Origin of the sequence: Labilithrix sp., assembly GCA_019637155.1 — a bacterium.
Taxonomy (GTDB): Bacteria; Myxococcota_A; Polyangia; order Polyangiales; family Polyangiaceae; genus Labilithrix.
In genome coordinates, this window is the sequence record JAHBWE010000008.1 from 1 (window position 1) to 26,502 (window position 26,502).

25 protein-coding genes are annotated in these 26,502 nt (G+C 70.2%); 12 read left to right on the forward strand and 13 right to left on the reverse strand.

Annotated features, from left to right (window positions below; translation table 11 throughout):
* Positions 1-618, reverse strand: a 618-nt coding sequence (locus tag KF837_17740; GenBank protein MBX3229166.1) for a sigma-70 family RNA polymerase sigma factor, incomplete at its 3' end; no start/stop codon positions are given.
* 142 nt (positions 619-760) lie between these two features.
* On the opposite strand from KF837_17740, the gene KF837_17745 reads away from it, so the two are divergent.
* Positions 761-1,750, forward strand: coding sequence for a hypothetical protein (locus tag KF837_17745; GenBank protein ID MBX3229167.1), 990 nt, complete (start codon positions 761-763; stop codon positions 1,748-1,750).
* A gap of 24 nt (positions 1,751-1,774) precedes the next feature.
* Here the strand turns inward: KF837_17745 and KF837_17750 are convergent, their stop codons facing one another.
* Complete coding sequence (locus KF837_17750) at positions 1,775-2,539, reverse strand: hypothetical protein (GenBank protein ID MBX3229168.1); 765 nt, start codon at positions 2,537-2,539, stop codon at positions 1,775-1,777.
* A gap of 219 nt (positions 2,540-2,758) precedes the next feature.
* Between KF837_17750 and KF837_17755 the strand changes: the two genes are divergently transcribed.
* Complete coding sequence (locus tag KF837_17755) at positions 2,759-3,985, forward strand: PQQ-dependent sugar dehydrogenase (GenBank protein ID MBX3229169.1); 1,227 nt, start codon at positions 2,759-2,761, stop codon at positions 3,983-3,985.
* On the opposite strand, the gene KF837_17760 is transcribed toward KF837_17755, so the two are convergent.
* Both KF837_17760 and KF837_17765 read right to left on the reverse strand, forming a co-directional pair.
* Positions 3,986-4,786 carry an alpha/beta fold hydrolase gene (locus KF837_17760; GenBank protein MBX3229170.1) on the reverse strand — a complete coding sequence of 267 codons (801 nt, stop codon included), beginning with the start codon at positions 4,784-4,786 and terminating at the stop codon, positions 3,986-3,988. It lies immediately after the preceding gene.
* A gap of 8 nt (positions 4,787-4,794) precedes the next feature.
* Positions 4,795-5,733 (reverse strand): hypothetical protein, encoded by a 939-nt coding sequence (locus KF837_17765; protein ID MBX3229171.1) that lies wholly within the window; start codon positions 5,731-5,733, stop codon positions 4,795-4,797.
* A 50-nt stretch (positions 5,734-5,783) separates the two neighbouring features.
* On the opposite strand from KF837_17765, the gene KF837_17770 reads away from it, so the two are divergent.
* Complete coding sequence (locus KF837_17770) at positions 5,784-6,548, forward strand: hypothetical protein (GenBank protein MBX3229172.1); 765 nt, start codon at positions 5,784-5,786, stop codon at positions 6,546-6,548.
* A 182-nt stretch (positions 6,549-6,730) separates the two neighbouring features.
* On the opposite strand, the gene KF837_17775 is transcribed toward KF837_17770, so the two are convergent.
* Positions 6,731-7,267 (reverse strand): GNAT family N-acetyltransferase, encoded by a 537-nt coding sequence (locus tag KF837_17775; GenBank protein MBX3229173.1) that lies wholly within the window; start codon positions 7,265-7,267, stop codon positions 6,731-6,733.
* Between the two features lie 60 nt (positions 7,268-7,327).
* Here KF837_17775 and KF837_17780 point away from each other — a divergent pair, with 60 nt between their 5' ends.
* The 3 genes from KF837_17780 to KF837_17790 all read left to right on the forward strand — a co-directional run bounded on the left by KF837_17780 (position 7,328) and on the right by KF837_17790 (position 9,959).
* Complete coding sequence (locus KF837_17780) at positions 7,328-7,645, forward strand: hypothetical protein (protein MBX3229174.1); 318 nt, start codon at positions 7,328-7,330, stop codon at positions 7,643-7,645.
* A 109-nt stretch (positions 7,646-7,754) separates the two neighbouring features.
* A complete protein-coding gene (locus KF837_17785) occupies positions 7,755-8,993 on the forward strand; it encodes a PH domain-containing protein (protein MBX3229175.1) in 1,239 nt (412 codons plus the stop codon).
* 18 nt (positions 8,994-9,011) lie between these two features.
* Positions 9,012-9,959 (forward strand): serine/threonine protein kinase, encoded by a 948-nt coding sequence (locus KF837_17790; GenBank protein MBX3229176.1) that lies wholly within the window; start codon positions 9,012-9,014, stop codon positions 9,957-9,959.
* Between the two features lie 309 nt (positions 9,960-10,268).
* Here the strand turns inward: KF837_17790 and KF837_17795 are convergent, their stop codons facing one another.
* Positions 10,269-10,664, reverse strand: coding sequence for a hypothetical protein (locus tag KF837_17795; protein ID MBX3229177.1), 396 nt, complete (start codon positions 10,662-10,664; stop codon positions 10,269-10,271).
* Between the two features lie 1,312 nt (positions 10,665-11,976).
* Positions 11,977-12,453, reverse strand: a complete 477-nt coding sequence (locus tag KF837_17800; GenBank protein MBX3229178.1) for a hypothetical protein — start codon at positions 12,451-12,453, stop codon at positions 11,977-11,979.
* 260 nt (positions 12,454-12,713) lie between these two features.
* Between KF837_17800 and KF837_17805 the strand changes: the two genes are divergently transcribed.
* The gene (locus KF837_17805; protein MBX3229179.1) at positions 12,714-14,291 is read left to right on the forward strand and encodes a serine/threonine protein kinase; all 1,578 of its coding nucleotides are present in this window, start codon (positions 12,714-12,716) and stop codon (positions 14,289-14,291) included.
* A gap of 34 nt (positions 14,292-14,325) precedes the next feature.
* Here the strand turns inward: KF837_17805 and KF837_17810 are convergent, their stop codons facing one another.
* Positions 14,326-15,249, reverse strand: a complete 924-nt coding sequence (locus tag KF837_17810; GenBank protein MBX3229180.1) for a pyridoxal-phosphate dependent enzyme — start codon at positions 15,247-15,249, stop codon at positions 14,326-14,328.
* A 64-nt stretch (positions 15,250-15,313) separates the two neighbouring features.
* Between KF837_17810 and KF837_17815 the strand changes: the two genes are divergently transcribed.
* The 3 genes from KF837_17815 (at position 15,314) to KF837_17825 (ending at position 18,432) form a co-directional block, all read left to right on the forward strand.
* Entirely contained in the window at positions 15,314-15,652 is a 339-nt protein-coding gene (locus KF837_17815) for a P-II family nitrogen regulator (GenBank protein MBX3229181.1), read from the forward strand.
* Positions 15,653-15,662: 10 nt separating this feature from the next.
* Positions 15,663-17,078, forward strand: a complete 1,416-nt coding sequence (gene glnA, locus KF837_17820; protein MBX3229182.1) for a type I glutamate--ammonia ligase — start codon at positions 15,663-15,665, stop codon at positions 17,076-17,078.
* Positions 17,079-17,442: 364 nt separating this feature from the next.
* Positions 17,443-18,432 (forward strand): phosphatase PAP2 family protein, encoded by a 990-nt coding sequence (locus KF837_17825; GenBank protein MBX3229183.1) that lies wholly within the window; start codon positions 17,443-17,445, stop codon positions 18,430-18,432.
* A 56-nt stretch (positions 18,433-18,488) separates the two neighbouring features.
* Here KF837_17825 and KF837_17830 read toward each other — a convergent pair whose 3' ends face one another.
* From KF837_17830 to KF837_17840, 3 genes are all read right to left on the reverse strand, one after another.
* Positions 18,489-19,544 (reverse strand): serine/threonine protein kinase, encoded by a 1,056-nt coding sequence (locus KF837_17830; protein ID MBX3229184.1) that lies wholly within the window; start codon positions 19,542-19,544, stop codon positions 18,489-18,491.
* A gap of 162 nt (positions 19,545-19,706) precedes the next feature.
* Positions 19,707-20,531 (reverse strand): bacteriocin family protein, encoded by an 825-nt coding sequence (locus tag KF837_17835; GenBank protein MBX3229185.1) that lies wholly within the window; start codon positions 20,529-20,531, stop codon positions 19,707-19,709.
* A 14-nt stretch (positions 20,532-20,545) separates the two neighbouring features.
* Positions 20,546-20,911 (reverse strand): ferritin, encoded by a 366-nt coding sequence (locus KF837_17840; GenBank protein MBX3229186.1) that lies wholly within the window; start codon positions 20,909-20,911, stop codon positions 20,546-20,548.
* Positions 20,912-20,991: 80 nt separating this feature from the next.
* Here KF837_17840 and KF837_17845 point away from each other — a divergent pair, with 80 nt between their 5' ends.
* Together KF837_17845 and KF837_17850 are read left to right on the forward strand one after the other, a co-directional pair.
* Positions 20,992-22,101, forward strand: a complete 1,110-nt coding sequence (locus KF837_17845; GenBank protein ID MBX3229187.1) for an S-(hydroxymethyl)glutathione dehydrogenase/class III alcohol dehydrogenase — start codon at positions 20,992-20,994, stop codon at positions 22,099-22,101.
* 45 nt (positions 22,102-22,146) lie between these two features.
* Complete coding sequence (locus KF837_17850; GenBank protein MBX3229188.1) at positions 22,147-23,553, forward strand: hypothetical protein; 1,407 nt, start codon at positions 22,147-22,149, stop codon at positions 23,551-23,553.
* On the opposite strand, the gene KF837_17855 is transcribed toward KF837_17850, so the two are convergent.
* Positions 23,525-24,865 carry an SH3 domain-containing protein gene (locus KF837_17855; GenBank protein ID MBX3229189.1) on the reverse strand — a complete coding sequence of 447 codons (1,341 nt, stop codon included), beginning with the start codon at positions 24,863-24,865 and terminating at the stop codon, positions 23,525-23,527. The two genes, KF837_17850 and KF837_17855, sit on opposite strands and share 29 nt — an antisense overlap.
* 273 nt (positions 24,866-25,138) lie before the next feature.
* The gene (gene metK, locus KF837_17860) at positions 25,139-26,410 is read right to left on the reverse strand and encodes a methionine adenosyltransferase (GenBank protein ID MBX3229190.1); all 1,272 of its coding nucleotides are present in this window, start codon (positions 26,408-26,410) and stop codon (positions 25,139-25,141) included.
* Positions 26,411-26,502 lie beyond the last annotated feature (92 nt).

Below are 26,502 nucleotides of genomic sequence, written 5' to 3' on the forward strand. Positions count from 1 at the left end.
CATCGGCTGCGCCGCGGCGGCACGCGGCGGCGGCGCTCCGCCGAAGCTCATCGGCTGCGCCGCGGGGGCGCGAACGGTGTCGAGCTCGAGGACCTGCCGCATCCGCGCGAGCGCGCGCGACACGCGCATGCGGACGGTGCCCTCTCGAAGCCCGAACGCGTGCGCGAGCTCGTCGTAGTCGAGGCCGTTCTTGAAGCGGAGGACGACGAGCGCGCGATCGCCCTCGGCGAGCGCGTCGAGCGCCCGGAGGACGAGCGATCGATCCGCGAGCCACTCGCTCCCGAACGCGGTCGTGTCGGGATGCTCGTCGGGATCGGGCGCGCCTTCGTCGAGCGTGCCGCCCCACGGGTCACGCTTCCGCGCGCGCAGGTAGTCGATGCAACGGTTCCGCGCGATCGAGAGGAGCCACGTCCGCGGCGCGGCGTCGCCGCGGTACGAAGCGAGCCCGCGGATCGCGTCCCCGAAGACGTCCTGCGTGAGGTCCTCCGCGGCGGAGCGATCGCGCACCATCGCGACGCACGTCGCGAGCACGTCCGAGCCGTACGCGACGACGAGCGACGACGCCGCGCGGCGGAGGTTCCCGGCCTTGATGTGCTGCTCGAGCTCGGACGAAGACACGACGCCGAGGATACGACGAACGGCGCCCGTGATCTGTCACACGGCCCTCGACGATTTTTCGCAAACGCCGGTAACGACGCGACTCTTTCACCATCGCACGGAGACCGTGTGACGGCGCGCGGAGGTCGTTCGTCCCATCGGCATGACCCTCCAAGACACCCTCGCGCTCGGCGACGGCCTGACCGTCTCGTTCCTCCGCACGCTCCGCATCCCCGACGACGGCAAGACCTACCCGCTCCCGCCCGGCCTCGGTCGCTTCCCGATCCGGCGCGTCGACGACTACGCCTCGAAGGTGCCGGCCGAGTGGCGCGAGCACGGCGGCGTCTTCCTCCCGATGTACCAGCGCGAGGCGATGTGGATCTCGTTCGCGGGCGAGCACTGGAAGCCGCGCGCGGTGAAGGTCGGCCTCGGCAAGGTGTGCGCGCTCACCGGCGAGCGATGGAAGGACGGGCTCTCGTCGCGTCCGCAGAACTACCTCGTGACGCCGCCGCAGCCGTGGCTCGACGGCATCGCGGTGAAGAAGGGGATCATCCGCCAGTTCGTCGCGATGCCGCTCGGCCTCGGCTACACGGTCGAAGGTCAGGTCACCGGCGACGAGTCGGTCGGCGGCCTCCAGCTCCAGGTCTTCGAGCCTAAGCCGGGCCGCTTCCCGAACGAGCCGCCGGAGCGGCTCTGGCGCGCCGGCTTCGGCGGCGCCCCGTGCATGCCGATGTGCGCGGCCCCGGCGCCGGGCGGGGCGATGGGGCTCGCCGCCGGCGGACGCATGAAGCAGAGCATCTACCCCGATCCGCACGGCATCGACGCGTGGGACCCGGCGCGGACGTCCCGCGTCTTCGTCCACATCGTGAGCTCCGAGCTCTGGCGCGAGATCACGGGCGAGGAGCCGCCGGCGTCGCCGATCACGGCGCGCGACTACGCGCAGCACGGCCTCCCGTGGTTCGAGCTCTACGACGAAGCGCGCGGCGCGATCGCAGGCAGCGATCGCCTCGCCGGGATCAAGAGCGTGAAGGAGATGGACATGGAGAAGAGCAAGCTCCCGCTCCAGGACGACGCGCCGGTGAACGTCGGCCCCGTCACGAAGCTGTGGAACGCCCTCGGCCACGCGGTCGGCGTCCGCGACGGCAAGTGGTGAGCGCGCCTTCGATCCTTCTGCTCCTCATCGTGGGGGCGCGCCGCAGTTGGGGCACGACGGGGTCTGCCGGACGAGGAAGCGCGAGCGACAGTACGAGCACGTCATCGGCTCGGAGCCGGAGAGCGACGGGGGCGCGCCGGGAGGAGGGAGCGGCGCCGGGTCGACACGCGCGATCCCGAAGGCGACCTGACCGAGCAGCCATGCTCCCCGCGCGACCCGGTCGAAGACGCCTGCCCCGAGCTGGTGCAAGCCGTCGGACCACATGAGGAACAGAGAGCCTCCGTCGCGAACGAGGAGCCGCGAGATGCGGTCGCCGACCATGCACGCAGCGAGGTTCTGCCGAACCTCGGGGGGCAACGCGTCGTAGATCGCGAGCACGCGCGGGAGCTCGGCGCTCGTCGCTTCGACGAAGTACCCTCGCCCGAAGAAGACCTTCTCCTTCTCCTTCGCTCCTCGATCTTCCCAGGCGCTCGCGTTCGCTCCGCTGAAGGCTCCCGCCTTGGGGATCGCGTCCTCGTCGAAGCACAGGTGGATCGTGGTCGCGGTCGGGTTGGGCGCCCGCATCTCCCACTCGAAGAGCGCGAAGTTGGTGTCGATCTTCCCGCGCACGGGCGCGCCGTGCCAGGTGCCGCGCATCTCGACCTCGGCGTCGGCGCCGCGCTCGACGATCTCGTGCCCTTGCAGGTACTGCCTGCCGATGGCGTCGAGGAACGCGCGCGCCATCGACAGCTTCGCCGGGTCGGCCTCGTCGAGGGCGTAGAGCTGTTGGACGTGCTGCTCCCAGGACATCGCCTTCTCCAAAATCTCCGCGAGCAGTCTAGCAGACCTGCGAGGACGTCGACCCGTGACGCCTCACGTGCCCCTCGACGGCCGGCGCGGCGCTCGCTGCGGCGCTCGGCGCGGCGTCGGGTGCGGCGCCCGGCGCGTTCGTCTTCTCCTGACACGCGACGACGGTGAGGCGAGAACGAGCGCGTATCTTTTCATCATCCGCGCGCGATACTACATGCCATGTCCCGCGTCCGCCTCGCCTCGCTGATCGCCCTCGTCGCTCTCGCCGGCTGCAGCAAGAAGGCGACCGGCCCCGGCAACCAGGTGCCGGGGCAGCCGGTCGAGACGAAGGCGGCGAACGCGCCCGAGCAGCGAGCCGCGTTCGCGGGGCAGACGCGCGCGCCCTTCCGCGGCGCCGGGGTCGCGTTCGACGTGCGCGTCGTCGCGCGCGGCCTCCATCATCCGTGGTCGGTCGCGTTCCTCCCCGATCGGCGCATGCTCGTCACCGAGCGCCGCGGGCGCCTCCTCTTGATCGGGACCGACGGCGCGAAGTCGGAGGCGCTCGCGGGCGTGCCGAAGGTGATGGCGGAGGATCAGGGCGGCCTCCTCGACGTCGCGGTCGCGCCGACGTTCGCCGAGGACGGCGTCGTCTACCTCACGTTCTCGGAGCCGCGCGAGGGAGGAAACGGGACCGCGCTCGCGCGCGCGAAGCTGCTCCTCGACGGTACGCCGCGGCTCGACGGCGCGCAGATCGTCTGGCGCATGACGCCGACGCTCGAGTCGACGAAGCACTTCGGCGCGCGCATCGTGTTCGCGCCCGACGGGAACCTCTTCGTCACCCTCGGCGAGCGATCGATCCTCGAAGGCCGGCGCCAGGCGCAGCGCCTCGACAGCGCCTTCGGCAAGGTCGTCCGCCTCCGCCCGGACGGGAGCGCGCCGCCGGACAACCCGTTCGTCGGACGCGCCGGCGCGCTGCCGGAGATCTGGTCGATCGGGCATCGGAACATCCAGGCCGCCGCGCTCCACCCGCAGACGAAGGAGCTCTGGGTCGTCGAGCACGGCGCGCGCGGCGGCGACGAGGTCAACGTCGCGCGCAAAGGAAAGGACTACGGCTGGCCGACGATCGCGTACGGCATCGAGTACGGTGGCGGGAAGATCGGCGAGGGCATCACGCAGAAGGAAGGGATGGAGCAGCCGGTCTACTACTGGGATCCGATCATCGCGCCGTCGGGCGCCGCCTTCTACGACGGCGCCGCGTTCCCGGCGTGGAGAGGCAGCTTGTTCGTCGGCGCCCTCGCGGGCAAGCACCTCGCGCGCCTCTCGCTCGAGGGCGATCGCGTCGTCGGCGAAGAGCGGCTCCTCGTCGATCGCGCGCGCGTCCGCGACGTCCGCGTCGGCCCGAGCGGCACGCTCTTCGTCCTCACCGACGCCGAGGACGGCGAGCTGCTCGAGCTGGTCGCGAAGTAGCTATTCGTCGAGGAGCGCGCGGATCGCGGCCTCGGCCTCGGCGGCCGCCTCGATCCAGAACATGTGACCGATCCCTTCGAGCATCACGAGGCGCGCGCCGGGGATCGCGTCCGCGAGGAGCCGCGCGTTCCCGGGCGGGATCACGCGATCGAGATCGCCGGTGAGCACCAGCGTCGGCGCGCGGATGCCCGGGAGGCGCGCCGCCGCGTCGTGGCTCGCGACCGCGGCGAGCTGTCCTTGGAAGCCCGCCGGCGTCATCCGGTTCGCGAGCCCGTACGTCACGAGCTCCTCGAAGACGTCCGCGCTCGCCGCGAGGAAACGCGGGCTGAAGTTGAGCGCGAGGAGGCGGCGCACCGTCGCCTCCGCGCCGCCCTTCCCGACGTTCGCGAAGGAGGCGAGGACGTCGGGCCCCGGGAGGATCGCCCCGCGTCCGCCCGGCGTCGTGCAGGCGAGGACCAGCTTCGCGACGCGATCGGGCGCGCGCAGCGCAAGCTCCTGCGCGATCATCCCGCCCATGCTCACGCCGAGGACGCTCGCCTCCGCGACGCCGAGCTGATCGAGGAGCGCGAGCGCGTCGCCCGCCATCTGCGCGGTCGAATACGGACCGGCCGGCGCCGACGTCTCGCCCGCGCCGCGGTTGTCGAACGTGACGACGCGGTAGCGGTCCTCGAAGCGCGCCGGGAACCCGCGCCAGTGTCCGGACGTCCCGCTGAGCCCCATGATCGCGAGGAGCACCGGCGCGTCGTCCCTCCCGCGCGACTCGTAGGCGAGCTCGAGATCCCCGATGACGACCTTGGGCATCGCTCGTCCTACCGCGCCGGGAGGGCCGTCGACGGCGGCGGCGGCGGCGTGGCGGCGGCGGACGGTCCGGAGAGCTGCGGCAGGTTGAAGGGGTTGGGCGCGGCGAGGATCATGTTCCCGCGCGCGCCGGCCTCGCGGTAGATCTCGGGCAGGCGGAGCACGAGCTCGTACTGCACGTAGGCCGGGTTCTTCGCGAGCGCGGCGCCGACCTTCTCGATCTTCACGACCGCGACCTCGGCCTCCTGCTCCGCGAGCTTGCGGCGGATCGTCATCGTCTCCACCTCGGCGGTGACGCGCTCGCGCTCCGCGATCGACTTGTCGCGCATGACCGCCTGCGCCGCGCGCTCCAGGTTCGCGGTGTCGAGCGCCTGCGGGAACTGGAGGTGAGAGATGTTCACCTCGTAGACCTTCACCAGCTTCTTCTCGCGCGTCGCCATGATCTCGTTGAAGCGCCGCTTCACCCCGTCGGCGACGGCGGCCTGCTTCTCGTTCAGCTCGTTCGCGCGGAGCGGCGACACGAACTCGCGCGCCGCCTCGCCGATCGCGGGCTGCACGTAGGTGTCGTAGACGCGCCGCGCGCTCACGGTGTCCTCCTGATCGGGACGCAGGTTCGTGATGAGCTGCTGGACTCCTTCGTCCGAGCAATCGGCGCTGAAGCGCACGACGATGTCGAACCCGAAGTGCACGCCGTCGTGGGTGAGGGTGTCGAGCGACTCGCGGACGGTGGTGGTGGAGCAGTCGACGATGCGGAGCTCGTTGTACAGACCGAGGAAGTGCGTGCCGGGATCGAGCACCGGTCCGCTGATGCCGTCGCCGCCGGTGTAGAGCGCGAAGAGACCGGTCCGGGAGAACTTCCGCCCGCGATGGGCCTGCGGGATGTCCATCGTCGCGCAGCCGGACGCCGCGACGCACAAGAGCAGCAACGAGATGAGTGAACGAATGCGCATGATTCCGTCGTAGCCGAAAAACCGCTGCCCGCGTGCGGTATGCTCCGCGCATGGTGCTGCTGCCCGAGATCGAGGCCCTCGACCTCCGGCCCGACGAGACCGTCGTCGCGGAGTGGCTCGTCGACCACACCCAGGGCGGCGCGCCGAAGCACGGGCAGCTGACGCTGACCAACCAGCGCCTCGCCTTCCAGCCGGTGAAGCTCGGCGTCGCCGTCCACGCCGCGCTGCTGGTCTCCGGCGCGCCGGCGAGCGGCGGCGATCCGTGGGCGACCTGGCTCCTCGACGTCGCGAAGGTCGTCGAGGAGCCGGAGACGGAGCGGCTCGGGGAGAAGGGGCGTCCGCTCGTCATCGAGCAGCGGTTCGGCCTCGACGACGAAGCCTTCTTCGTCATCGGCGGCACCGGCGAGGCCGCGTCCGCGATCCGGGACGCGATCGCGAAGGTGGTCCCCGGCGCCGAGCCCGCGCACGAGCGCTGGAGCGTCGACGCCGACTGGGTGCAGGGGGTGCTCGCGGTCGGCGGGAGGCTCGCGCAGATCGGGACGTCGCTCGTCTTCTTCCCGAGCAGCTTCGAGAAGGCGATGGACACGATCCTCTCCGCGCTCGGGCGCGACACGCCGCCGGAGGTCCGCGCGATCCCGCTCGCCGACGTCGCGGCGATGGCGAAGCTGGAGGGAGAGCTGAGCATCGAGAACGCCCTCGCGGGCGGCCTCCGCGATCGCCTCGAGCTCCGGCGCAAGAGCGGCGGCGCGGAGCAGTTCGTCGTCGGCGACATCGAGAAGGTCATGAAGCGCATCGAGCGCTGCATCGCCGAGTGATACGTTCGAGGCATGTGGCTCCTCTTCGGCAAGAAGGTCACGACCGAGCGCGTCCCGAACGGCAAGCGCGTCGAGCGGCATTGTTCGGCTTGCCAAGACCGCATCGGCCCGTAGCGACGAGGGGACGCTCAGCGGACCGCGAGCACGAGGTCGACGATCCCCGCCTTCGGATCCCGATGAGCTCACGCCCGGCGCGCTTCGTACACGAGCATGCGCGCGCCGCCTTCGACGTGCTCGCCGACCTGCTTCATGCCGACGTGCTCGAGGAGGCGCTTCGAGGCGCGATGCCAGTCCGTCGTCGTCGCGCGCACGCTCGAGCACTCGGGCTGCGCGAGGGCCCACGCGATGCACTCGGCGAGCGCCTCGCGCGCGTAGCCCTTCCCCTGGCTCGCGTCCTCCACGCCGAACGCGACCTCGGCGACCCCGTCGGGGCCGGGCCGGCCGTGAAACACGACGCTGCCGACGACGCGCGCGGGCGCCTCGCGCGTGACCATCAAGCGATCGCCCCAGAGCCGCGTGTCGGGCGCGGCCACGATCGCGTCGAGCGACGCCGAGAACGCCTGCTCGACGAGCGCGCGGCTCGGCCACGTCCACGGCAGCTCGGCGCCGACGAGCGCCTCGAGCTCCGGGCGCGGCCGCCCTTCGAGGAGCGCGCGCACCACGGCGAGAGAGAAGGGTCGAAGCTCGAGGCGCGCCGTCGTCAGGGCCGCGGAGGACATCGCCCCATCGTACGCGCATGTCGCGCACGCGCGCAGTACGATGTCGGTCCGGAAGCGGTCATGATCAAGCGCGACTATCTCGAGGCCCTCATCGAACAGCTCACCGCCGCCGTCGAGCGGGCGCTCGGGCACGTCGGCTCCAAGCGCCCCGACGACGCGCGTCGCGAGATCGACGCGGCGTACCAGCAGGTCGGTCTCTCCGCCCTCGTCGTCGATCGCCTCGACGCAGCGTCGGTCCGCATGATGGCGGGCGACAAGGTCGAGGCGCTCGTGCACCTCCTCGAGGCCGACGCGCGTGTCTCCTCGCTCCTCGGCGACGAAGCGCGCGCGAGGCGCCGGGCCGCGCTGTGCGCCGCGCTCCGTCGCATGGTCGAGTGATCCTCGACCGGTGACAGGTGAGGGCGCGAGGACGCTGCCGGCGCTCGAGCTGGACCACGAAACGCACGTGATCCGCGCTTGGCCTGCCGCTTGCTCTCGCGCGCGAGGAATGACGCTCACGACCACGGTGCGGACGCGGCGACGCTGGCTCCTCCTGCTCCTCGCGCTCGGGTCGACGGTCGGTCTCCTCGCCGGCGTGGTCTGGACGCTCACGTTGCTCGGCGAGTCGCTCGCGACGGTGCTCGTCCTCCTCGCGTACCTCGGCGCGCACGCCGCGGGGCTGCGCGCCTGGTACGGCTCGCTCCGCGAGCGGCGGGGCGTCGTCGGCGCGAGCGCGGACGAGCTCACCCTCGACGGCCGGAGGCTCCTCCGGCGCGAGGACATAGGCCACGCCTTCGTCTTGAAGGACGGCGGGCGAACGTTCGTGCGCTTCGGGAGGCTGCTCCAGCCGATCGACGTCGAGGTCGACGACGACGGCGCGGCGCTGTTCGAGGTGCTCCGCCTCGACCCGAAGCAGTCGCTCGCGAGGCAGGCGCTGGGCTTCCGGAGCTGGCGCCGATCGCTCGCGGTCGGGGCGCTCAACACCGCGGGCCCGATCGGAGCCCTCGTCGCCCTCGGCGCCCTCGCCTTCCGCGCGCACGTCGTCCCGATCGGGTGGCTCGGCGTCGCCGCGGTGCTGACGTACGGGTGGATGATCGCCGCCGCGCTGCACGAGATCGTGACGCTCGAGGTGGGCAGCGACGGGATCACGATCCGTCACTGGATCGGGCGGAGGCGCTTCATCCCGTTCTCCGCGGTGGAGGGCGCGGCGCTCCGAAACGCGGACCTCGAGATCCGCCTGCGGAGCGGCGAGGTCGTCACGATGCACAGCGCGGCGGCGCGCAAGAACCGCCGCGGCGGCGCGCTCCTCAAGGACGGGCACAAGGCGCCCGACGCGCTGCTCGAACGGATCGAGACGCAGCTCGCCGCGCACCGCGCCTCGACGCTCGAGGCGGCGGCGTTCGAGCGCCGCGGGCGCTCCGCCGAGGAGTGGCTCGCGAGCGTGAGCGCGGCGGTCGACACGCGCGCCTCCTTCCGGACGTCCGCCACGCCGCCCGACGTGCTCTGGCGCATCGTCGAGGACACCGCGGTCCCGCCGACCGCGCGCGCCGGCGCGGCCGCCGCTCTCCGCGGAGACCTCGACGACGACGGCCGCCAGCGCCTCCGCGACCTCGCGGGAGCGTGCGCGGGCGAGCGCCTCCGCGTCGCGCTCGTCTCCGTCGCCGACGACAGCGATCTCCACGCGTCGTTCGACCCGCTCGACGACGAGGCCGCGCCGAAGCGCGCCGCGCTGCGCAGGCACGCGTGAAGAGGGTATCTTGGCCCCATGGGCGGGCGCATCATCGACGGGCGGTACGAGCTCGTGCGGCTCCTCGGGCAAGGCGGAATGGGCGCGGTCCACGAGGCGATCGAGCGCCCGTCGTCGCGGCGCGTCGCGCTGAAGCTCATCGTCTCGGAGGCGCTCGCGAACGAGCCCGACATCGTCGCGCGCTTCGAGCGCGAGGCGCAGGCGAGCGCGGCGATCGACTCACCGCACGTCGTCGAGGTCCTCGCGAGCGGCGTCGATCCGGCGACGAACGACGCGTACATGGTGATGGAGCTCCTCGCGGGCGAGGACCTTCACGCGCTGCTCCACCGCCTCGGTCCGCTCGCGCCAGACCTCGTGCTCGCTTTGATTCGGCAAGCGTGCAGCGGGCTCGAGCGCGCGCACCGGAGCGGCGTCATCCATCGCGACCTCAAGCCCGCCAACATGTTCCTCGTGAAGCGCGACGGCGAGGACGCGCGCGTGCTCAAGCTCCTCGACTTCAGGATCGCGAAGGTGCGCCGCGACGCGCTCTCGGCCACCGACACGACGAGCCACGCCCTCACGCGCTCGGGCACGATGCTCGGCTCGCCGGTCTACACGTCGCCGGAGCAGGCCAAGAGCGCGAAGGACCTCGACGCGCGCGCGGACATCTTCTCGCTCGGCGTCGCGATGTACGAGCTTCAGCTGACGCGTCTCGGCGCTGCCAGCAAGCCAGCGCTCAATGAGCGGACGAAGGCGCGTCACCTCGTCCACTCCTCGCTCGGCGGCACGAGTGGCCGTGCGCGACCTCGTGCACGACGGCGTCGGTCAGCTCGCAGCCGCGCTCGAGGCCGAGCGCCACGGCGGCTTTCGTGTAGCGAGCGATCGTCTTCCGATCCGCGCCCGTCTCGCGCGATCTTGCGGTCACCGTGCTTCGCCGACCAGCGGCGGAGCACTTCTTTCACATCGATCATGGTGAGCTCCCGGTAGGGCATCGATTCCTCCCGACGGCGACCGGCGCCGTCGTCGGGAGCGAATCCGATTCACTCCAGGTCGATCACCCCGGGTGGCCCCATGAGTCTGCGAAAATCCTCTCAAGCCTCCTTCGCCGGTGGCCCCTTCATGCTGCGAAGGGGTGGCCCCATGACCCTGCGAAAAACTGCTTCTGCTGGCCCCATGAGTCTGCGAACCGGCACAAGCTCTCCGCCGCGCGCGCCCGCGTGATCGCGAGGCGCCCCAAATCGCGTCGCGGACATGCGGGCGCGCGCGGGCGGAGTGAGTGAGGTTTCCGTTCGTGTCTCAGTTCGGGCAGCCGGCTTCTTTCCAGTCGCGGAGGATGCGCTTCAGGTTGGCGGGCTTGGCGCCGAAGGAGTCGTTGCTGTTGCCCTTCGCGGTGGGCATTTTGAGGAAGGCGTTGACGCGCTTGCAGAAGCTCTCGCGGTCCTGGTTCTTCGCCCAGCTGTGGCAGGCCGTGCACGCCTTCTCGTCGGCGCGGATCTTTACCTTGGAGCTCGTGACGATCTCGCCGAGCGAGTAGTCGGCGTGGAGGCCGTTCTCTTCCGTCGCCTCGACGTCGGTCTTCCAACCGTAGCCGAGGTCGGAGTCCTCGCTGTCGTCCGCGTTCTGCGCGGAGTTCACGCGCGAGATCGTCGGCGGCTCGAACTCTCCGCACGCCACCGTCGTCGTAAGAAGCAAGCAAGAGCCGACGATCGCCATCCATGCATTCTGCATCGTTTGCCCCTTCGTCCCTCTGACGTCTCACACTGCAGCGGATGGGCCATGATCATGATCTGGAGTGTCCACGTACGACTTGAGCGCGACTGGAACGAAGGGGTGATCCGCTCGACTTTCACCGGAACTCTTCACGGATCCGTAACGCCCGCTTTCCACCGGGGTCAGCAAGCGATCCGAGGGATCCCGCTCGCCATGTCGAAACAGATCATGTGGGACGCCACCGTAGATACCCGACACCAATGATGTTTTTGAGGCAACAAGTGCCTACGAGGCAACATATATATGCACAATACACATTCCTGTCCCCAACGGTCTCCGCGGAGAAGGACAACGGCAGCGCGCTCGCGACCGCCCACGATGGTCGAAGCTACGCCATCGCGGAGTGCGATTACTTCGCTCGCGTCGACGACGCTTGATCGCGCAAGCGCGCTGCAACGCCCTGCCCGACCGTCATGGTGCGACGGCCTCCGGCGTCCTTGCGACGAGCGCGTGCACCAGCGCGGATCCGGAAGCGAGCGACGCATGCGAACACTTCAGCGTGTCGGCGCTCGGATCCGCACCAGCGCGGAGCGCGCTGCAGCGACGCCTGCCCCGACCTTCACGCTGCAACTGCCTTCAGCGTCCCTTGCGTCGAGCGGCGTTTGATCCGCACCAGCGCACCAGCGCGGATCCGGGTGCGCGCTGCATCGACGCTGCCACGACCGTCACGCTGCGGGTGCTTCCGGCGTCCCTCGCGTCAGCGGCGCTTTGAGCCGTACCAGCGCGGATCCAGGAGCGACGCCTCCTCTTCGCGTCAGCGCGCTCGATCCGCACCGGCGCGGATCCGGGCCAGCCGTCGCGCTGCGAGTGCTCCTCTTCGCGTCAGCGGCGCTTGATCCCGCACCAGCGCGGATCCGGCGAGCGCCTGTCATGGTCGTCACGCGGCGAGTGCTTCCGGTGTCCTCGCGTCGGCGGCGCTTGCGTAGCGCGGATTCGGAGCGCGCGGTGAGGCGAAGAGCGGCGGTCTGACGAACGAACCGAGGTATGGCGGTTGGTCTCTCGGTTGGGGCGCGGTCCGCGGCGACGCGGCCGGGCTTGCGGGCCGGAGACGGATTCGCACCGAAGCCACGAGCCGAAGGCGTAGCGAAAGGCAGATCCTCGAAGCGCCCCAGACCGAAGGCGTAGCGAACGGCAGGTGCCTCGTGCGAGGCCCATTAAGAGATCTCTCGGATGAAATGGATGCGGCCCCGAAGCTGGGCTTCGAGGCCGGAGTCCGCTCGCGCGTGGGCGCTCGTTACTTCTTGCCGCGGGCGCGCTTCGTCTTGGCCTTGTGGTGGGCCTTGGCGCCGGGGAGCTTCGTGTCGGCGTTGGGGTCGACCTGCGGCTGGAGGGCGACGTCGGGGGTCGCGAAGAGCGGCATGCCGACGAGCGGCGCCTGCGCGCCCGGCTGCGCCGGGACGGTCGGGGCGTACGCGACCTGCTGCACCTGCCCCGGAACCTGCGGAACGGCCTGGACCGGCGTCAGCTGACGCGGCGACTGCGCCTTCGCGACGACCTGCTGGCTCGTCGGCGTGCGGGTCGGGAGCTTCGGCGCGAAGAGTGCATCACGGACCTGGTGGTCCGCGCCGAGCGCGACGAGCACGTACATGCAGCCCGCGAAGACGATCCACTGCGCCCACGGCTTCCGCTTCTTCGGCTTCAGCGCACGGAGGCCTTCCACCAGCGCCCCGTACTGCGCTTGGGCCTGCATCTGGAAGACGTCCGCCTGCATCGGTGGGACTTGTCGCAAGGAGCGCACCAGCTCGGAACGACGGAAGCACCTTCAAAAAGCAGGGGAAATTCGACGTTGGCGACAATGTAACCCTGGATAGAGGCCGGGTTTCGAGTGGGGTCCATGTTGTCCATCGGAGGGCTCCCACCATCAACTCCGGTGCGCGCGGATCTGCGCGGATCCAGGCTCGCTCGCCGTCGCGTGTATCTGCGCGAAAGGTGCCTCGCTGGCTACCCGGGCCGTCGCTATCCTGGAGCCCCTTGGCCGCGACGTTCAGCTCTCTCGTCGGCGTGGCGGTCGGCGGGAAATACGAGATCAAGCGCGTCCTCGGCGCGGGGGGCATGGGCGTCGTCTGCGAAGCGGTGCACAACGACCTCGGCAAGCGGGTCGCGCTGAAGCTGATCGACAAATCGATGAAAGAGAGCGAGCTCATCGTCGCTCGCTTCCGCCGCGAGGCGCGCGCGGCGGGACAGATCGACTCCGAGCACATCGTCGACGTGTTCGACGTCGGCGCCGATCCGCGCGTCGGCCTCTACATGGTCATGGAGTACCTCACCGGCGAGGACCTCCAGGAGCGCCTCGAGCGCGACGGCAAGATCGACACGCGCACCGCGGTGATGATCGGACAGCAGGTCGCGCGCGGCCTCGCGAAGGCGCACGCCGCGGGCGTCGTGCATCGCGACCTGAAGCCCGCGAACGTGTACCTCACCCAGCGCGACAACGGTCAGCTCCTCGTGAAGCTGCTCGACTTCGGCGTGTCGAAGCTCGTCGACGTCCCGAACGACGCCCGCATCACGGGCCAGGGCACGCCGATCGGTACGCCGCTGTACATGTCGCCCGAGCAGGCGGAGGGACGCGACGACGTCGACGGGCGCGCCGACATCTGGTCGCTCGGCACGGTGCTGTACGAGGCGCTCTCCGGTCGCTCCGCGTTCGCCGATCGCGGCAGCTACCACAACACGTTGATGGGCATCCTCACGTCGAAGCCCGCGCCGCTCCACGAGGTCGCGCCGTGGGTGCCCGCGTCGCTCGCCGACGTCGTTCACGCGATGCTCGTCCACGATCGCGACGCGCGGCTCCCCGACGCCGACACCGTCACGCAGCGCCTCCACGACGTGTTCCCCACCGTGATGCCCGACGGGACCGGCAAGCACAGCGCCGTCATCGTCCCGAAGGCCGAGTCGCCCGTCGACGCGACCGGCGACACCGAGGTCTTCACCTCGGCGGCGATCCCCTCCGCGCCGCCGTCGCGCGCGAGCCGGCCGTCCTCGGATTCGCTCGACACCGTCGGCGGACCGAAGACGTTCCCGCTTCCGCCGTCGTCGTCGTCGCACTCGGGGCCGTTCGTCCCCGCCGCGACCTCGTCGTCGGTGTCCGCCGTCTCGAAGCTCGAGACGCTGAAGATGACGCCGTCCGAGATCGCGCCGCTCTCGTCACCGCCGCGTTCGCTCCGCGCCGAGCTCGAAGACGAGCCCGCGCGACGGAGCCCGATCTTGCTCGCGTCGGTCCTCCTCGCGATCGTCGGCATCGGCGCGGGCGCGTACCTCGCGAACAAACGCGCGCCCGCTCCTGCGCCCGCGCCGGTCGCGACGACGACGGAGCCCGCGCCCGCGCCCGCGCCGACGCCGACGCCCGTGCCGATCCTCACCGACGCGCCGCAGCTCGCCCTGCCCGAGGTCGCGCCCGCGCCCGCGCCGAAGCCGAAGAAGCCCAGGGCGAAGCCGAAGTCGGTCGCGTCGGCCGAGCCGAGCGCCACGCCCACGCCCTCCGAGCCCGCACCCACGCCGGCGGCGGCGTCCGAGCCTGTCCCCACTGAATCCCCTGCCCCAGCCGAGTAGCACCCGCGTCAACGCGGCGCCTGCCGCACGCGGACTAGCGGAATAGGCGCTCGAGGTCGGCCGGGAGCGGGGCGGCGTCGTCGAGCGGCGCGCTCGACAGCGTGTGCCAGTAGAGGACGCGCGCGCCTTCGTTCGCGCGCTCGAGCGCGGCGGCGTACGCCTTCGCGGTGTACGTCGCGTCGAGGGTGAGGCCGTGACGCGCCGCCTCCGCGATCGCGCGCTCGGCGTCGCGTGTAGAGTACCCGTATCCGCGGCCGAGCCAGCGCCGATCGAAGACGAGGCGCTCGAGCGCCCGCCGCGCGTCGACGCCCGCGAGCGGCGCCGTCTTCCGCACCATCCGGCGCGCGAGCTCCTCGACGAGGCGGAGCGGCGACGAGATCGCGACGCCGGCGACGCGCGCGCGCAGGCCGGCCGCCTCGAGGCCGATCGCGAGGCCCGCCGCGGTGCCGCCCGAGCCGAGCGGCACGACGATCACGTCGGGCTCCGGCATCGCGCCCGCTTCGATCTGCGCCGCAAGCTCCTTCGCCGCGTCGACGAAGCCGAGCGTGCCGAGCGCGTTCGAGCCGCCGAGCGGGATCAGGTACGCGTCGCGGCGGACGAGCGACGTCACGAGCGACGGCGCCGCCGCCCACGACGTCGCGACGATGGGACGGAGACCGTGCGCGAGCGCGACGCGGAGGTTCTTCTTCGCGTGATCGCTCGCCGGTTGGGCGACGACGACGGCCTCGACCTCGAAGCGTTGCGCGGCGCCGTAGATCGCGGTCGCGACGATCTGATGGCTGCCCGCCGCGCCGATCGTGACGAGGCGCTTCGCGTCGCGGCGCCGCGCGTCGTCGAGCAGACGCTCGAGCTTTCGCACCTTGTTGCCGCCGTACGCCGGCGCGATTTGGTCGTCGCGTTTTATCCACAGGTTTCCCGCTGGCTCGATCGGCGTTGGATATGTCCCGAGGCGAAACACTGCGGAAACCGGCCCTTGTCACGATGCCGCCCCAGGTGTCTGATGGCGCCGGGACGACAGCGTAATGAAGAAGATCGAGGCCATCATCAAGCCGTTCAAGCTCGACGAAGTCAAAGACGCGTTGAGCGAGGTCGGCGTCCAGGGAATGACCGTCACCGAGGTGAAGGGCTTCGGCCGCACCGGCGGCAAGAAGGAGGTCTACCGTGGCTCGGCGTACGTCGTCGACTTCGTCCCGAAGGTGAAGATCGAGATCGTCGTCCCGGACGAGCTCGTCCACGACGTCCTCGACGCGATCGAGAAGAGCGCCAAGACGGGAAGGATCGGCGACGGGAAGATCTTCGTCAGCCCGATCGAAGAGGCCGTGCGCATCCGCACGGGCGAACGCGGAAAAGAAGCGATTTGAGAGGACAAGCATGAACGCCAAAGAGGCCATCGAGCTCGCGCACAAGAACGACGTCAAATTCGTCGACCTGAAGTTCATCGACTTCCCGGGCATCTGGCAGCACACGACGCTGCCGGTCTCTCGCCTCGATGAAGGGCTCTTCGAGGACGGCATCCAGTTCGACGGCTCCTCGGTCCGCGGCTGGCAGCCGATCAACGCGTCGGACATGACGATGATCCCGGACGCGGAGACGGCGAAGCTCGATCCGTTCTTCGCCCACCCGACGCTGTCGCTCGTGTGCTCGGTCTACGACCCGATCACGAAGCAGCCGTACTCGCGCGACCCGCGTCACATCGCGAAGAAGGCCGAGGCGTACCTGCGCCAGAGCGGCATCGCGGACACGTCGTTCATGGGCCCGGAGGCCGAGTTCTTCCTCTTCGACGACGTGCGCTTCGATCACTCGAAGCCGAACGAGGGCTACTACTACCTCGACTCGATCGAGGGCGCGTGGAACTCGGGGCGCGAGGAGTACCCGAACCTCGGCTACAAGACGCGGCACAAGGAGGGCTACTTCCCGGTCCCGCCGACCGACACGCTCGCGAACGTGCGCCAGGAGATGATGCTCGCGCTCCAGGCGTCGGGGATCGAGGTCGAGGTCGGTCATCACGAGGTCGCGTCCGGCGGCCAGTGCGAGATCGGCATGAAGTTCAACAAGCTGCTCGCGTGCGGCGATCAGCTGATGTGGTTCAAGTACATCGTCAAGAACGTCGCGCGGAAGCACGGCAAGGCAGCGACGTTCATGCCGAAGCCGCTCTTCGGCGACAACGGCTCGGGCATGCACGTGCACCAGTCGCTGTGGAAGGAGGGCAAGCCCCTCTTCGGCGGCGACGGCTACGCGGGCCTCTCCCAGCTCGCGCTCCACTACATCGGCGGCATCATCAAGCACGCGAAGTCGCTCGCGGCGTTCACGAACCCGACCACGAACAGCTACCGCCGCCTCGTGCCCGGCTTCGAGGCCCCCGTCAACCTCGCCTACTCGAGCCGCAACCGCTCCGCCTCGGTCCGGATCCCGATCACGGGGCCGTCGCCGAAGACGCGCCGGATCGAGGTTCGCTTCCCCGATCCGAGCTGCAACCCGTACCTCGCGTTCAGCGCGATGATGCTCGCCGGCCTCGACGGCATCCAGAACAAGATCGACCCGGGCGATCCGCTCGACAAGGACATCTACTCGCTGAGCCCCGAGGAGCTGAAGGCGGTGCCGCACATGCCGGGCGGCCTCGACGAGGCGCTCGACGCGCTCGAGAAGGACCACGAGTTCCTCCTCAAGGGCGACGTCTTCACGAAGGACGCCGTCTTCGAGTGGCTCGACTACAAGCGCACGAAGGAGCTGAACCCGATCCGCATGCGCCCGACGCCGCACGAGTTCGCGCTCTACTTCGACATCTGAGCTTTCTTGTTCGAGAGGGCGCTGCCCTCTCGAGCTCTCCCGCCGGGGGCCGTCGCGCGGAGACGCGCTCCGCGCCCCCGGACCCCCCGAGAGGGCTCTGCCGGCTCTGCTCTCGAGCTCTCCCGCCGGGGGCCGTCGCGCGGAGACGCGCTCCGCGCCCCCGGACCCCCCGAGAGGGGAGCCGCGGCGGCTCGCGCTCTGATTCTGAGCGTACGCCGGCGCCGGGACGGTCGCTACGCGGCCGGCTGCGTAACTGCGCACTGGTTGAACCACTTTGGATCATTGGTTCAACCAGCAGACGACTTGATGACTGCGGTTTTCTCCGCGGTTCCGGGGCGGCGCGCGTCTTGCGTCGACGACGGGAATGGGTCGTCGATGGGTGCGTCAGCTGGCGGTGCAGGACTGGGTGGTGCTCGCGTATCTGCTCGTCTTGCTCGGGGCGGTGGTCGCGGGGCAGGGTCCGCGGAGGAGCACGGCGATCGTCTGCGCGGCGTGCGACCTCGCGCTCTTCGTCGCCGCGCTCGTCGTCACGCGCGGCGAGTGGGTCCGCGGGGAGTGGGTGCGCGGCGCGGCCGGCGCCCTCGTGTACCGCGCCGGCCTCTTCGTCGCGATGTTCGGATCGTTCTCGCACCTGCAACACATCCTGCCGACCGCGCGCGCGGTCGTCGTCGACGCGGAGCTCTACGCGCTCGACCTTCGCGTGCTCGGCTTCGAGCCCGCGCTCGCGTTCGACCGCTACGTGACGCCGGCGACGACGGAGTGGTTCTCGTTCTTCTACTTCGGCTACTTCCTCATCGTCGCGGGGCACGTGTTCCCGATGCTGCTGACGCGGCAGCCGCCGCGGCTCCTCGCCGAGTTCGCGCTCGGGTTCCTCGCGCTCTTCTGCGTCGGGCACGTGCTCTACATGATCGTGCCGGGTCACGGGCCGTACCAGCACCTCGCGGGCCGGTTCGAGCACGACCTGAGCGGGCCGGTCTGGTGGCGCGCGGTGAAGTCGACGGTGGACTCCGTCGAGGTGACCGCGCGGACCGACATCTTCCCGAGCCTCCACACCGGCGCGCCGACGTACCTCGCGCTGTTCTCGATCCGCCATCGCCGCCTGATGCCGTTCCGCTTCACGTGGCTGCCGCTCACGATCGCGACCTCGCAGATTGTCCTCTCGACGATGTTCCTCCGCTGGCACTACGCCGTCGACGTCGCGGCCGGCCTCGCGCTCGCGACGGCGGTGGCGACGATCGCGCCGCGCGTGGTCGCCTGGGAGACGCGACGGCGCGCGCGGCTCGGCGCGGGCCCGGTCTGGACGATGCCATGGGAGCCGGCCCGCGCTCCCGCACGAGCGCCCGCGCTCGCGTGACGTCAGCGCGAGTGGCGGAGCGGTGGGTGGGAGCGAGCGCCCGCGCTCGCGCGACGTCAGTGCGAGTGGCGGAGCGGTGGGAGCGAGGGGATCGGGAGCCGGGGCGTCGGGGCGGAGGCGCTCACGCGGATGGGGCCCGGCGACGGACGCTGGAAGGAGCGGAGCTTCGCGGTCGGCGGCTCCCACTCGCCGCTGCTCATCATGGCCTGACGATGCGCCGCGCGGGCGTAGGCCGCGAGCTCGTCCTTCACCTGGCAGAGCGCGTCCTGCATCTCGGCCGCGCTGCGGAAGCGGCTCTTGGGATCGCGCGCCATCGCGCGGGCGACGAGCTTGTCGAGCGATCGCGGGACGTCGCGCCGGATGTCGCGCAGCGGGCGGAGCCGCTTGTTCATGACGCCGCTCAGGATCTCGCGCACGCTCTTCGCGAAGAACGTGCGCTCTCCGCTGAGGCACTCGTAGAGGACGACGCCGGCGGCGTAGACGTCGAGGCGCACGTCGGGCTTCGTGCCGAGGACCTGCTCCGGCGCCATGTACTCGGGCGTGCCGACGATCGCGCCGTCGGCCGTCATCGTCGCCTCCGGACCCGTCATCGCCGCCTCGCGCCCGGAGCGACGGCAGAGCCCGAAGTCGACGAGCTTCACGATCGGATCGCAGCCGCCGCGACCGACGAGCACGACGTTGTCGGGCTTGATGTCGCGATGGATGATCCCGACCGCGTGGACGGAGTCGAGCGCGGAGAGGAGCTGGAGGCCGATCGAGATCGTGTCGTTGACGCCGAGCATCGTCCGGCGCCCGAGGACCGAGCGGAGCGACTCGCCGAAGAGGCGCTCCATCACGATGAACGGCGTCCCGCGCGAGGTCTCGCCGTTGTCGAGCACGGCGCACACGTTCGGATGATGGATCGACGAGATGACGCGCGACTCGCGCTGGAAGCGTCCCGTCTTCACGGGATCGCCGGTGAAGCCGAGGGGGAGCTTCACCGCGACGATCCGGCCGAGCCGATGGTCGTGCGCCTCGAACACGACCGCGCAGCCGCCGCGCCCGATCTCGCTCGTCAGCTCGTAGCGCTTCACGAGCATCGTCCCGAGCGCGGGAACTTCGACGGCCGCCATGCCTCCCTTCGTGCACGAGCGATGCCGGCGACGATCGTTGAAAATGGCCGCGATTTCGAGCGCTCGGAGCCGGGAGAGCGTCACCGCCACGCAACAGCGCGGACCAGGAAGATCCGGCGGAAAGGTGCGACACGCACCGCGCGCTCAGTGCTTGCGCGCGCTTCAGGCCTTCACGACGTCGGCGGCGGCGATGCACACGGCGGCGCTCGGCTCGAGGACGCGGAAGGTGAACGACTCCGTGATGTAGAGCTCGACCTCGTCCTTCGTGTGGTACGCGTAGCCGATCGAGAGGTCCTGGCCGACGGTGAGCTCGTAGTCGCCGCCGCGGAGCGAGACGACCGCCGCGCCGCGGACGCCCTCCGCGCGGATGATCGGGCGATCGACGAGCTGCTGCTCGATGCGCTTCGCGAGCGGGTAGCCCTCGTCCGTCGTCGCGTAGACCTGATCGTAGAGGTACGGGCCGAGCACGAGCGCGTAGGGGCCGTTCACGCCCGCCTTCCGCAGCACGTCCTTCGCGCCGAGGATCGCGCGCGGAAGGTCCGTCGCGTCGTTGTGGAGCGGGAACGTCGGGTGCGGGCTCGACTCGAGGATGCCGTGCATGTGCGCGGTCGCGAGGCCGTGGAAGATCGCGCGGTTCTCGACCGCCGCGATCTTCTCCGCCGCGCGGACGACCGGCTCGAGATCGGGATCGTCCGCGCCGCGGGCGACCGTGTCGAGCTCCATGATCGACAGCTTGATCGGGATCCGCACCTCGATGAGCGGCTGCACCTCGCGGATGCCGAGGCCGACGTCGGACCCGAGCGACTCGTCGTCGAGGAGCTCGAGGCGGCCGGTCGACACCGCCGCCTTGCGCCAGCCCTTCGGGCCGTCGAAGTCGACGATCTTGCGGCCGGCGAGGTGGAGCTTGAGGACGCGCGTGGCCTCCTCGTCGATGAGCTTCCAGGCTTCGGGGAGGATCGGGGCGAGCTTGCGCTTGAGGAGGTCCACTTTGTCTTTCCTGATCAGGTCTTGAGGCTGCCGATGCCGAGCGAGCCGTCGTCGGGCTGCTCCGGCTCGCCTTCGCCTTCCGTCGCCGCGTCTTCGACCTCGGTGATCGGTCCCTCCGAGAAGAGGTACGTCTTCGCGTTCGCGTCGAAGGTCGGGTTCCGGCGGCGGATCCACTCGAGCACCATCATCGCGTGCTCGATCTCCTCGTCGCGGTTGTGGCCGAGGATCGCCTTGAGCTCCTCGTCCGTCGTCGCGTCGACGCGCTGCTGGTACCAGTCGACCGCCTCGAGCTCCTCCATCAAGGAGGTGATCGCGCGGTGCATGTCGCGCGTCTCCGGCGTCAGGTCTTCGAAGCGTTCGTGGAAAGTCTCGCTGGCCACGCGCCCGAACCTAAGCCGAGTGGCGGCCGGATCCAAGCGACTCTTGTCCGCGGAGGCCGGGTCGCGCGAGACTGGGCCGCATGAAGACCCGCGCCGCCGTCGCCCACAGTGCGAAGTCCCCCCTCACCGTCGAGGACGTCGAGCTCGAAGGCCCCAAGGCCGGAGAGGTCCTCGTCGAGATCAAGGCCTCCGGCATCTGCCACACCGACGAGTTCACGCTCTCGGGCGCCGATCCGGAGGGCCTCTTCCCCGTCATCTTCGGACACGAGGGCGCCGGCGTCGTCGTCGACGTGGGCGCGGGCGTCACCACGCTCAAGAAGGGCGACCACGTCATCCCGCTCTACACACCCGAGTGCCGCGCGTGCAAGTCGTGCCTCTCGCGCAAGACGAACCTCTGCACCGCGATCCGCGCGACGCAGGGCAAAGGGGTGATGCCGGACGGCACGAGCCGCTTCTCGATCGGCGGCACCAAGGTCCATCACTACATGGGCTGCTCGACGTTCGCGCACCACACCGTGCTCCCCGAGATCGCGCTCGCGAAGATCCGCGAGGACGCGCCGTTCGAGAAGGTCTGTTACATCGGCTGCGGCGTCACGACCGGCATCGGCGCCGTCATCAACACGGCGAAGGTCGAGGCCGGCGCGAACGTCGTCGTCTTCGGCCTCGGCGGCATCGGCCTCAACGTGATCCAGGGCGCGAGGATGGTCGGCGCGGACATGATCGTCGGCGTCGACATCAACCCCGCGCGCGAGGCGCTCGGGCGCAAGTTCGGGATGACGCACTTCGTGAACCCGAAGGAGGTGAAGGGCGACCTCGTCCCCTACCTCGTCGACCTCACGAAGGGCGGCGCGGACTACAGCTTCGAGTGCGTCGGCAACACCACGCTGATGCGGCAGGCGCTCGAGTGCTGCCACCGCGGCTGGGGCGTCAGCGTCATCATCGGCGTCGCGGGCGCGGGGCAGGAGATCGCGACGCGCCCGTTCCAGCTCGTCACCGGCCGCGAGTGGAAGGGCACCGCGTTCGGCGGCGCGCGCGGCCGCACCGACGTCCCGAAGATCGTCGACTGGTACATGGACAAGAAGATCGACATCGACTCCCTCGTCACCCACGTGATGCCCGTCGACAAGATCAACGACGGCTTCGAGCTGATGCGAAAAGGCGAGTCGATCCGCGGGGTCGTGACGTTCTGAAGCGCGCGCCTGGCGCGCCGGCCGCCGTGCGCTAGACCCCGGCGCATGCGCTTCTTTGCTTATGGGCTCGTCCTGGGGCTCGCCGCCCTCGCCGGCTGCGCGGCGGAGTCGGCGGAGTCGGCGGAAGAGGAGGCCGCGGCCTCCGACGCCGACCTCACCTCCGCGCCGTCGCCGCAGCAGATCGCGTGGGCGCAGTCGCTGCGCGCGACGATCGACGCGATCGACGTGAACACCGCCGTCGCGCCGAGCGCGCGCGTCGATCGGACGGCCCTCTACGCCCGCCTCGAGCAGGAGCTCTTCGCCGCGCCCGAGGCGCCGGCCGCGTTCATCGGCGCGCTCCGCAAGGCGACGCTCGCGTACCCGAGCGGGCACCTCGGCTTCTGGACGAACGACAACGCGTGCTGGTCGGGCGGCGACGTCGCGCTCGCGAGCACGACGAAGCTCGCGGCGTGCACGCAGCCGTACGGCGATCACGCCGTCGTGTCGGTCGCGGGGCCGGGCTCGATCCTGAAGGCCGGCGACGAGGTCCTCGCGGTGGACGGGCGGCGCGGCGAGGAGATGCTCACCGCGTCGCTCGAGCAACCGATGTGCACGTCGGCCTCGGCGTCGCCCTCGAACCGCCGCTACACCGCGGCGACCTCGCTCTTCGCGCTCGCGAAGCCGGGGATGCAGATCGAGGTGAAGCACGTCGACGGCACGATCGAGACGAAGACCGTCACCGCCGTCACGCAGCCGCTCGAGTGCCGCGACGCGTTCGGCCGCGACACGCGCTTCGTCGCGAAGTCGTGGATGCAAGGCGACGTCGGCGTCGTGCGCGTCCCGAGCTTCAACACGCCGCAGCGTGACGGCGAGACGATGGAGCAGGCCCAGGAGCGCATGCACGCCGAGCTCGTCGCGGCGTTCGAGCAGGTGAAGCACGCGCGCGCGATCGTCTGGGACCTCCGCAACAACGGCGGCGGCACGACCCCCTTCGGCCTCGAGATCGTCGCCGGCTTCCCCGGTGCGCGCGCAGGCGCGGCGGCGGGCACCTACCGCGGCCGCCACGCGGGCACGAACGTGTTCCGTGACCCTTACACGTATCGCCTCCCCGCCCGCGGCGTCTTCGCCTACGACGGCAAGGTGGCGATGCTCATCGACGGCCTCACCATCAGCGCGGCGGACTACACCGCGCGCGCGGCCAAGCTCGCGAGCGACGCGGTCCTCCTCGGCGCCCCCGCCGCCGGCGCATACGGCGGCGGCGGCGAGACGGTCACGGTCGGCCAGTTCCCGAGCGTCGTCGTCCGCACCGATCCATGGCTCGGCGTCGAAGACGACGGCTCCGTCCTGGAGGGCAAAGGCACCGAGCCGACGATCGCGGTCGAGCTCGAGCCGGAGGACCTCGCCCGCGGCGTCGACACCGTGATGGAGCGCGCGCTCGAGGTGCTCAGAGCACCTGCGGGACCAGGAACTTGAAGTTCGCGGAGGCGTAGCAGACGCGGGAGTTGGCGCGGATGTGGATCCACGGGTTGCCCTCGGTCGAGTAGCGGACGCGGTCCGGCTCGATCGTGACGCGCGTGCCCATCGGCATTTCCGTGAGGACCGGGTACTCCGTGCCGGGGCCCGAGCGGCAGTTCAGGCGCAGGGTGGAGATCGCGTAGTCGTCGATCTCGTCGATCGTCGAGTACGGGATCGGGCCCTGCGGCATGATGAACTGGAGGCTCGCGGACGCGTAGCAGGTGGCGCCGTTCGCCTTGACCTGGATCCAGGGGCGGCCCTCGGTCGAGTAGCCGATGCGGCCGGTGGAGCGGATCGCCGCGCCCTGGAGGAGCTTCTGCACGACCGCGTGCTCCGTGCCCGCGCCGGCGCGGCAGTTGAGCTGGATCGCGGCGACCTCGTAGTCGAAGACCTCGCGGAGCGTGGTCTCCGGGATCGGGCCCGTCGGCGGCTCGGCGATCGCTGGCTCGTCCTCGCGGCCCGGGTGCGTGTAGATCGGGTCCGCCTTCGGGTTGCAGAGGATCGAGCCGAACACGTTCGACGTGAGCTGCGCCGGCTTCGCGATCCCGTCGCAGCTGCGAACGCCCGTCTTCACGGCGCGGAGCGTGGCGGCGAGGCCGAGCTTGTCGTCTTCCGTCAGCGTCGCCGACTCGCCGTTCATGACCGACGGCGGCTGCTCGCCCCTCCAGTCGTTCTTGCCGAGGATGCGGTACGTGTCGCCGAGGCCGAGGAGATGGCCGTACTCGTGGAGGACGGTGAAGCTGTCGAGCGGATCGACCTCGCGGTAGCGGTTCCACGGACCGAGCGAGAAGGTGCGGCGACGCCACGAGGCGGCGGCGGAGCAGCCGTCGGCCATGTTCGACTTCGCGCAGTACTCGTTCTTGAAGCGCTCGACGTCCTTCCAGATGTTGACGTTGAAGCCGGTGTACATCATCTGCGTGCACTCGGTCGTCTGCAGCATGTAGTTCGGCGAGATGCGCGCCTTGAGGCGCCACATCGGGTTGCCGACGAGGAGCGCGTTCCACTGGTTCGCCGCGCTCGTGATCGCCGCGGTGAGCCGCGCGTAGGCGGCGGGGCGCTCGGCCTCGGAGTAGCCGATCATGCCGACGCAGACGTCGGGCATGCCCTCCGAGACCTCGATCGCGGAGAGGATCGACGAGGTGCTGTCGACGGGGAGGACCGCGAAGTCCTCCTCCTTCACCTCTTCGCCCGCCCCTTCCGGCTCCGCGGCGCAGCCGGCCGCGAGCGCGAGGAGAGAACCGAGGACCACCCAACGAACCGTCGACTTCATGATGCGAGGTAGGTGAGCAGCCCACATGCCACGCAGGGTGATCCCTGAAGATGCCGCGGGGATCCGCGAAAATCAGGGGTCCCGCCAGGTGCCTACATCGGGCACACGCCGATCCCCGCCCGCTCAGCACGCGCGACCATGATGATCCGGTCGATCTTGGAAAATTCCAGCGACGCGCACAAACGGCGGCGAGCGCCGCTCCGTGAGGAGGGGCGCTCGCTTCGCGGACGTAGTGGACGTCGCGGACGTCGCAGACGTGGAGCCGCGCGGACGTCAGGCGCTCGCCGAGGCGGAGCGCTCCTTCTTGCCGGACTTCTTCTTGTCCTTCTTGTCGGCCTTCTTCGCGGTGCCGTTGGTGCCGTTCGTGTGCGCGGCGCCCTTGCCCTTGCCGCCGAGGAGGTCGGCGGTGAGCTGCGCGGCGCGGCTCGTCTTCTCCCACGCGAACTCGCTGCGGCCGAAGTGGCCGTAGCCGGCGGTCGGGAGGTACTGCGGCGCGAGGAGGCCGAGCTCGTCGATGAGCGCCTTCGGACGCATGTCGAACTTCTCGAGGATGTACTTCTCGAGCTTCTCGTCGTCGACCTTGCCGGTGCCGAACGTGTTGATGTGCACGCCGACCGGCTTCGCGACGCCGATCGCGTACGCGATCTGAACCTCGCAGCGCTTCGCGAGGCCCGCCGCGACGACGTTCTTCGCGATGAAGCGCGCGTAGTAGCAAGCCGAGCGATCGACCTTCGACGGGTCCTTGCCCGAGAAGGCGCCGCCGCCGTGACGGCCCATGCCGCCGTAGGTGTCGACGATGATCTTGCGGCCGGTGAGACCGCAGTCGCCCATCGGCCCGCCGACGACGAAGCGCCCGGTCGGGTTGACGTGGAACTTCGTGTTCTTGTCGAGGAGCTTCTTCGGGAGCACCTTCTCGATCACGAGGTCGACGATGGCCTCGCGGAGCGTCTTGTACTTCACGTCCTCGTCGTGCTGCGTGGAGACGACGACCGCGTCGATGCGGACGGGGACGTTGTTCTCGTACTCGAGCGTGACCTGCGTCTTGCCGTCGGGGCGGAGGAAGTCGACCTTCTTCGCCTTGCGGACCGCGGCGAGCTGGCGCGCGAGCTGGTGCGCGTAGTCGATCGGCGCCGGCATGAGGTTCGGCGTCTCGTCGCACGCGAAGCCGAACATGAGGCCCTGATCGCCCGCGCCCTGCTCCTTGTGGAGGCCCTCGCCCTCGGTCACGCCCTGCGCGATGTCCGGGCTCTGCTGCTCGATCGCGGTGAGGACCGCGCACGAGGCCGCGTCGAAGCCCATCTCCGAGCTCGTGTAGCCGATGTCCGCGACCGTCTTGCGGACGATCTTGGCCATGTCGACCCAGGCCGACGTCGTGATCTCGCCGGCGACGACGACCATGCCGGTCTTCGCGAGCGTCTCGCACGCGACGCGCGCGCGCTTGTCCTGCGCGAGGATGGCGTCGAGGATCGCGTCGGAGACGTGGTCACACAGCTTGTCCGGGTGCCCCTCGGTGACCGATTCCGACGTGAATTGATAACGTGCCATGCGCTCGTGCTCCGGTGGGTTGAGGGTTCGGGCACCCCAATACCGCGGCCCCGCGCCGAGAGAAAGCCTAAACCGTCCGTTATTGCGGACGT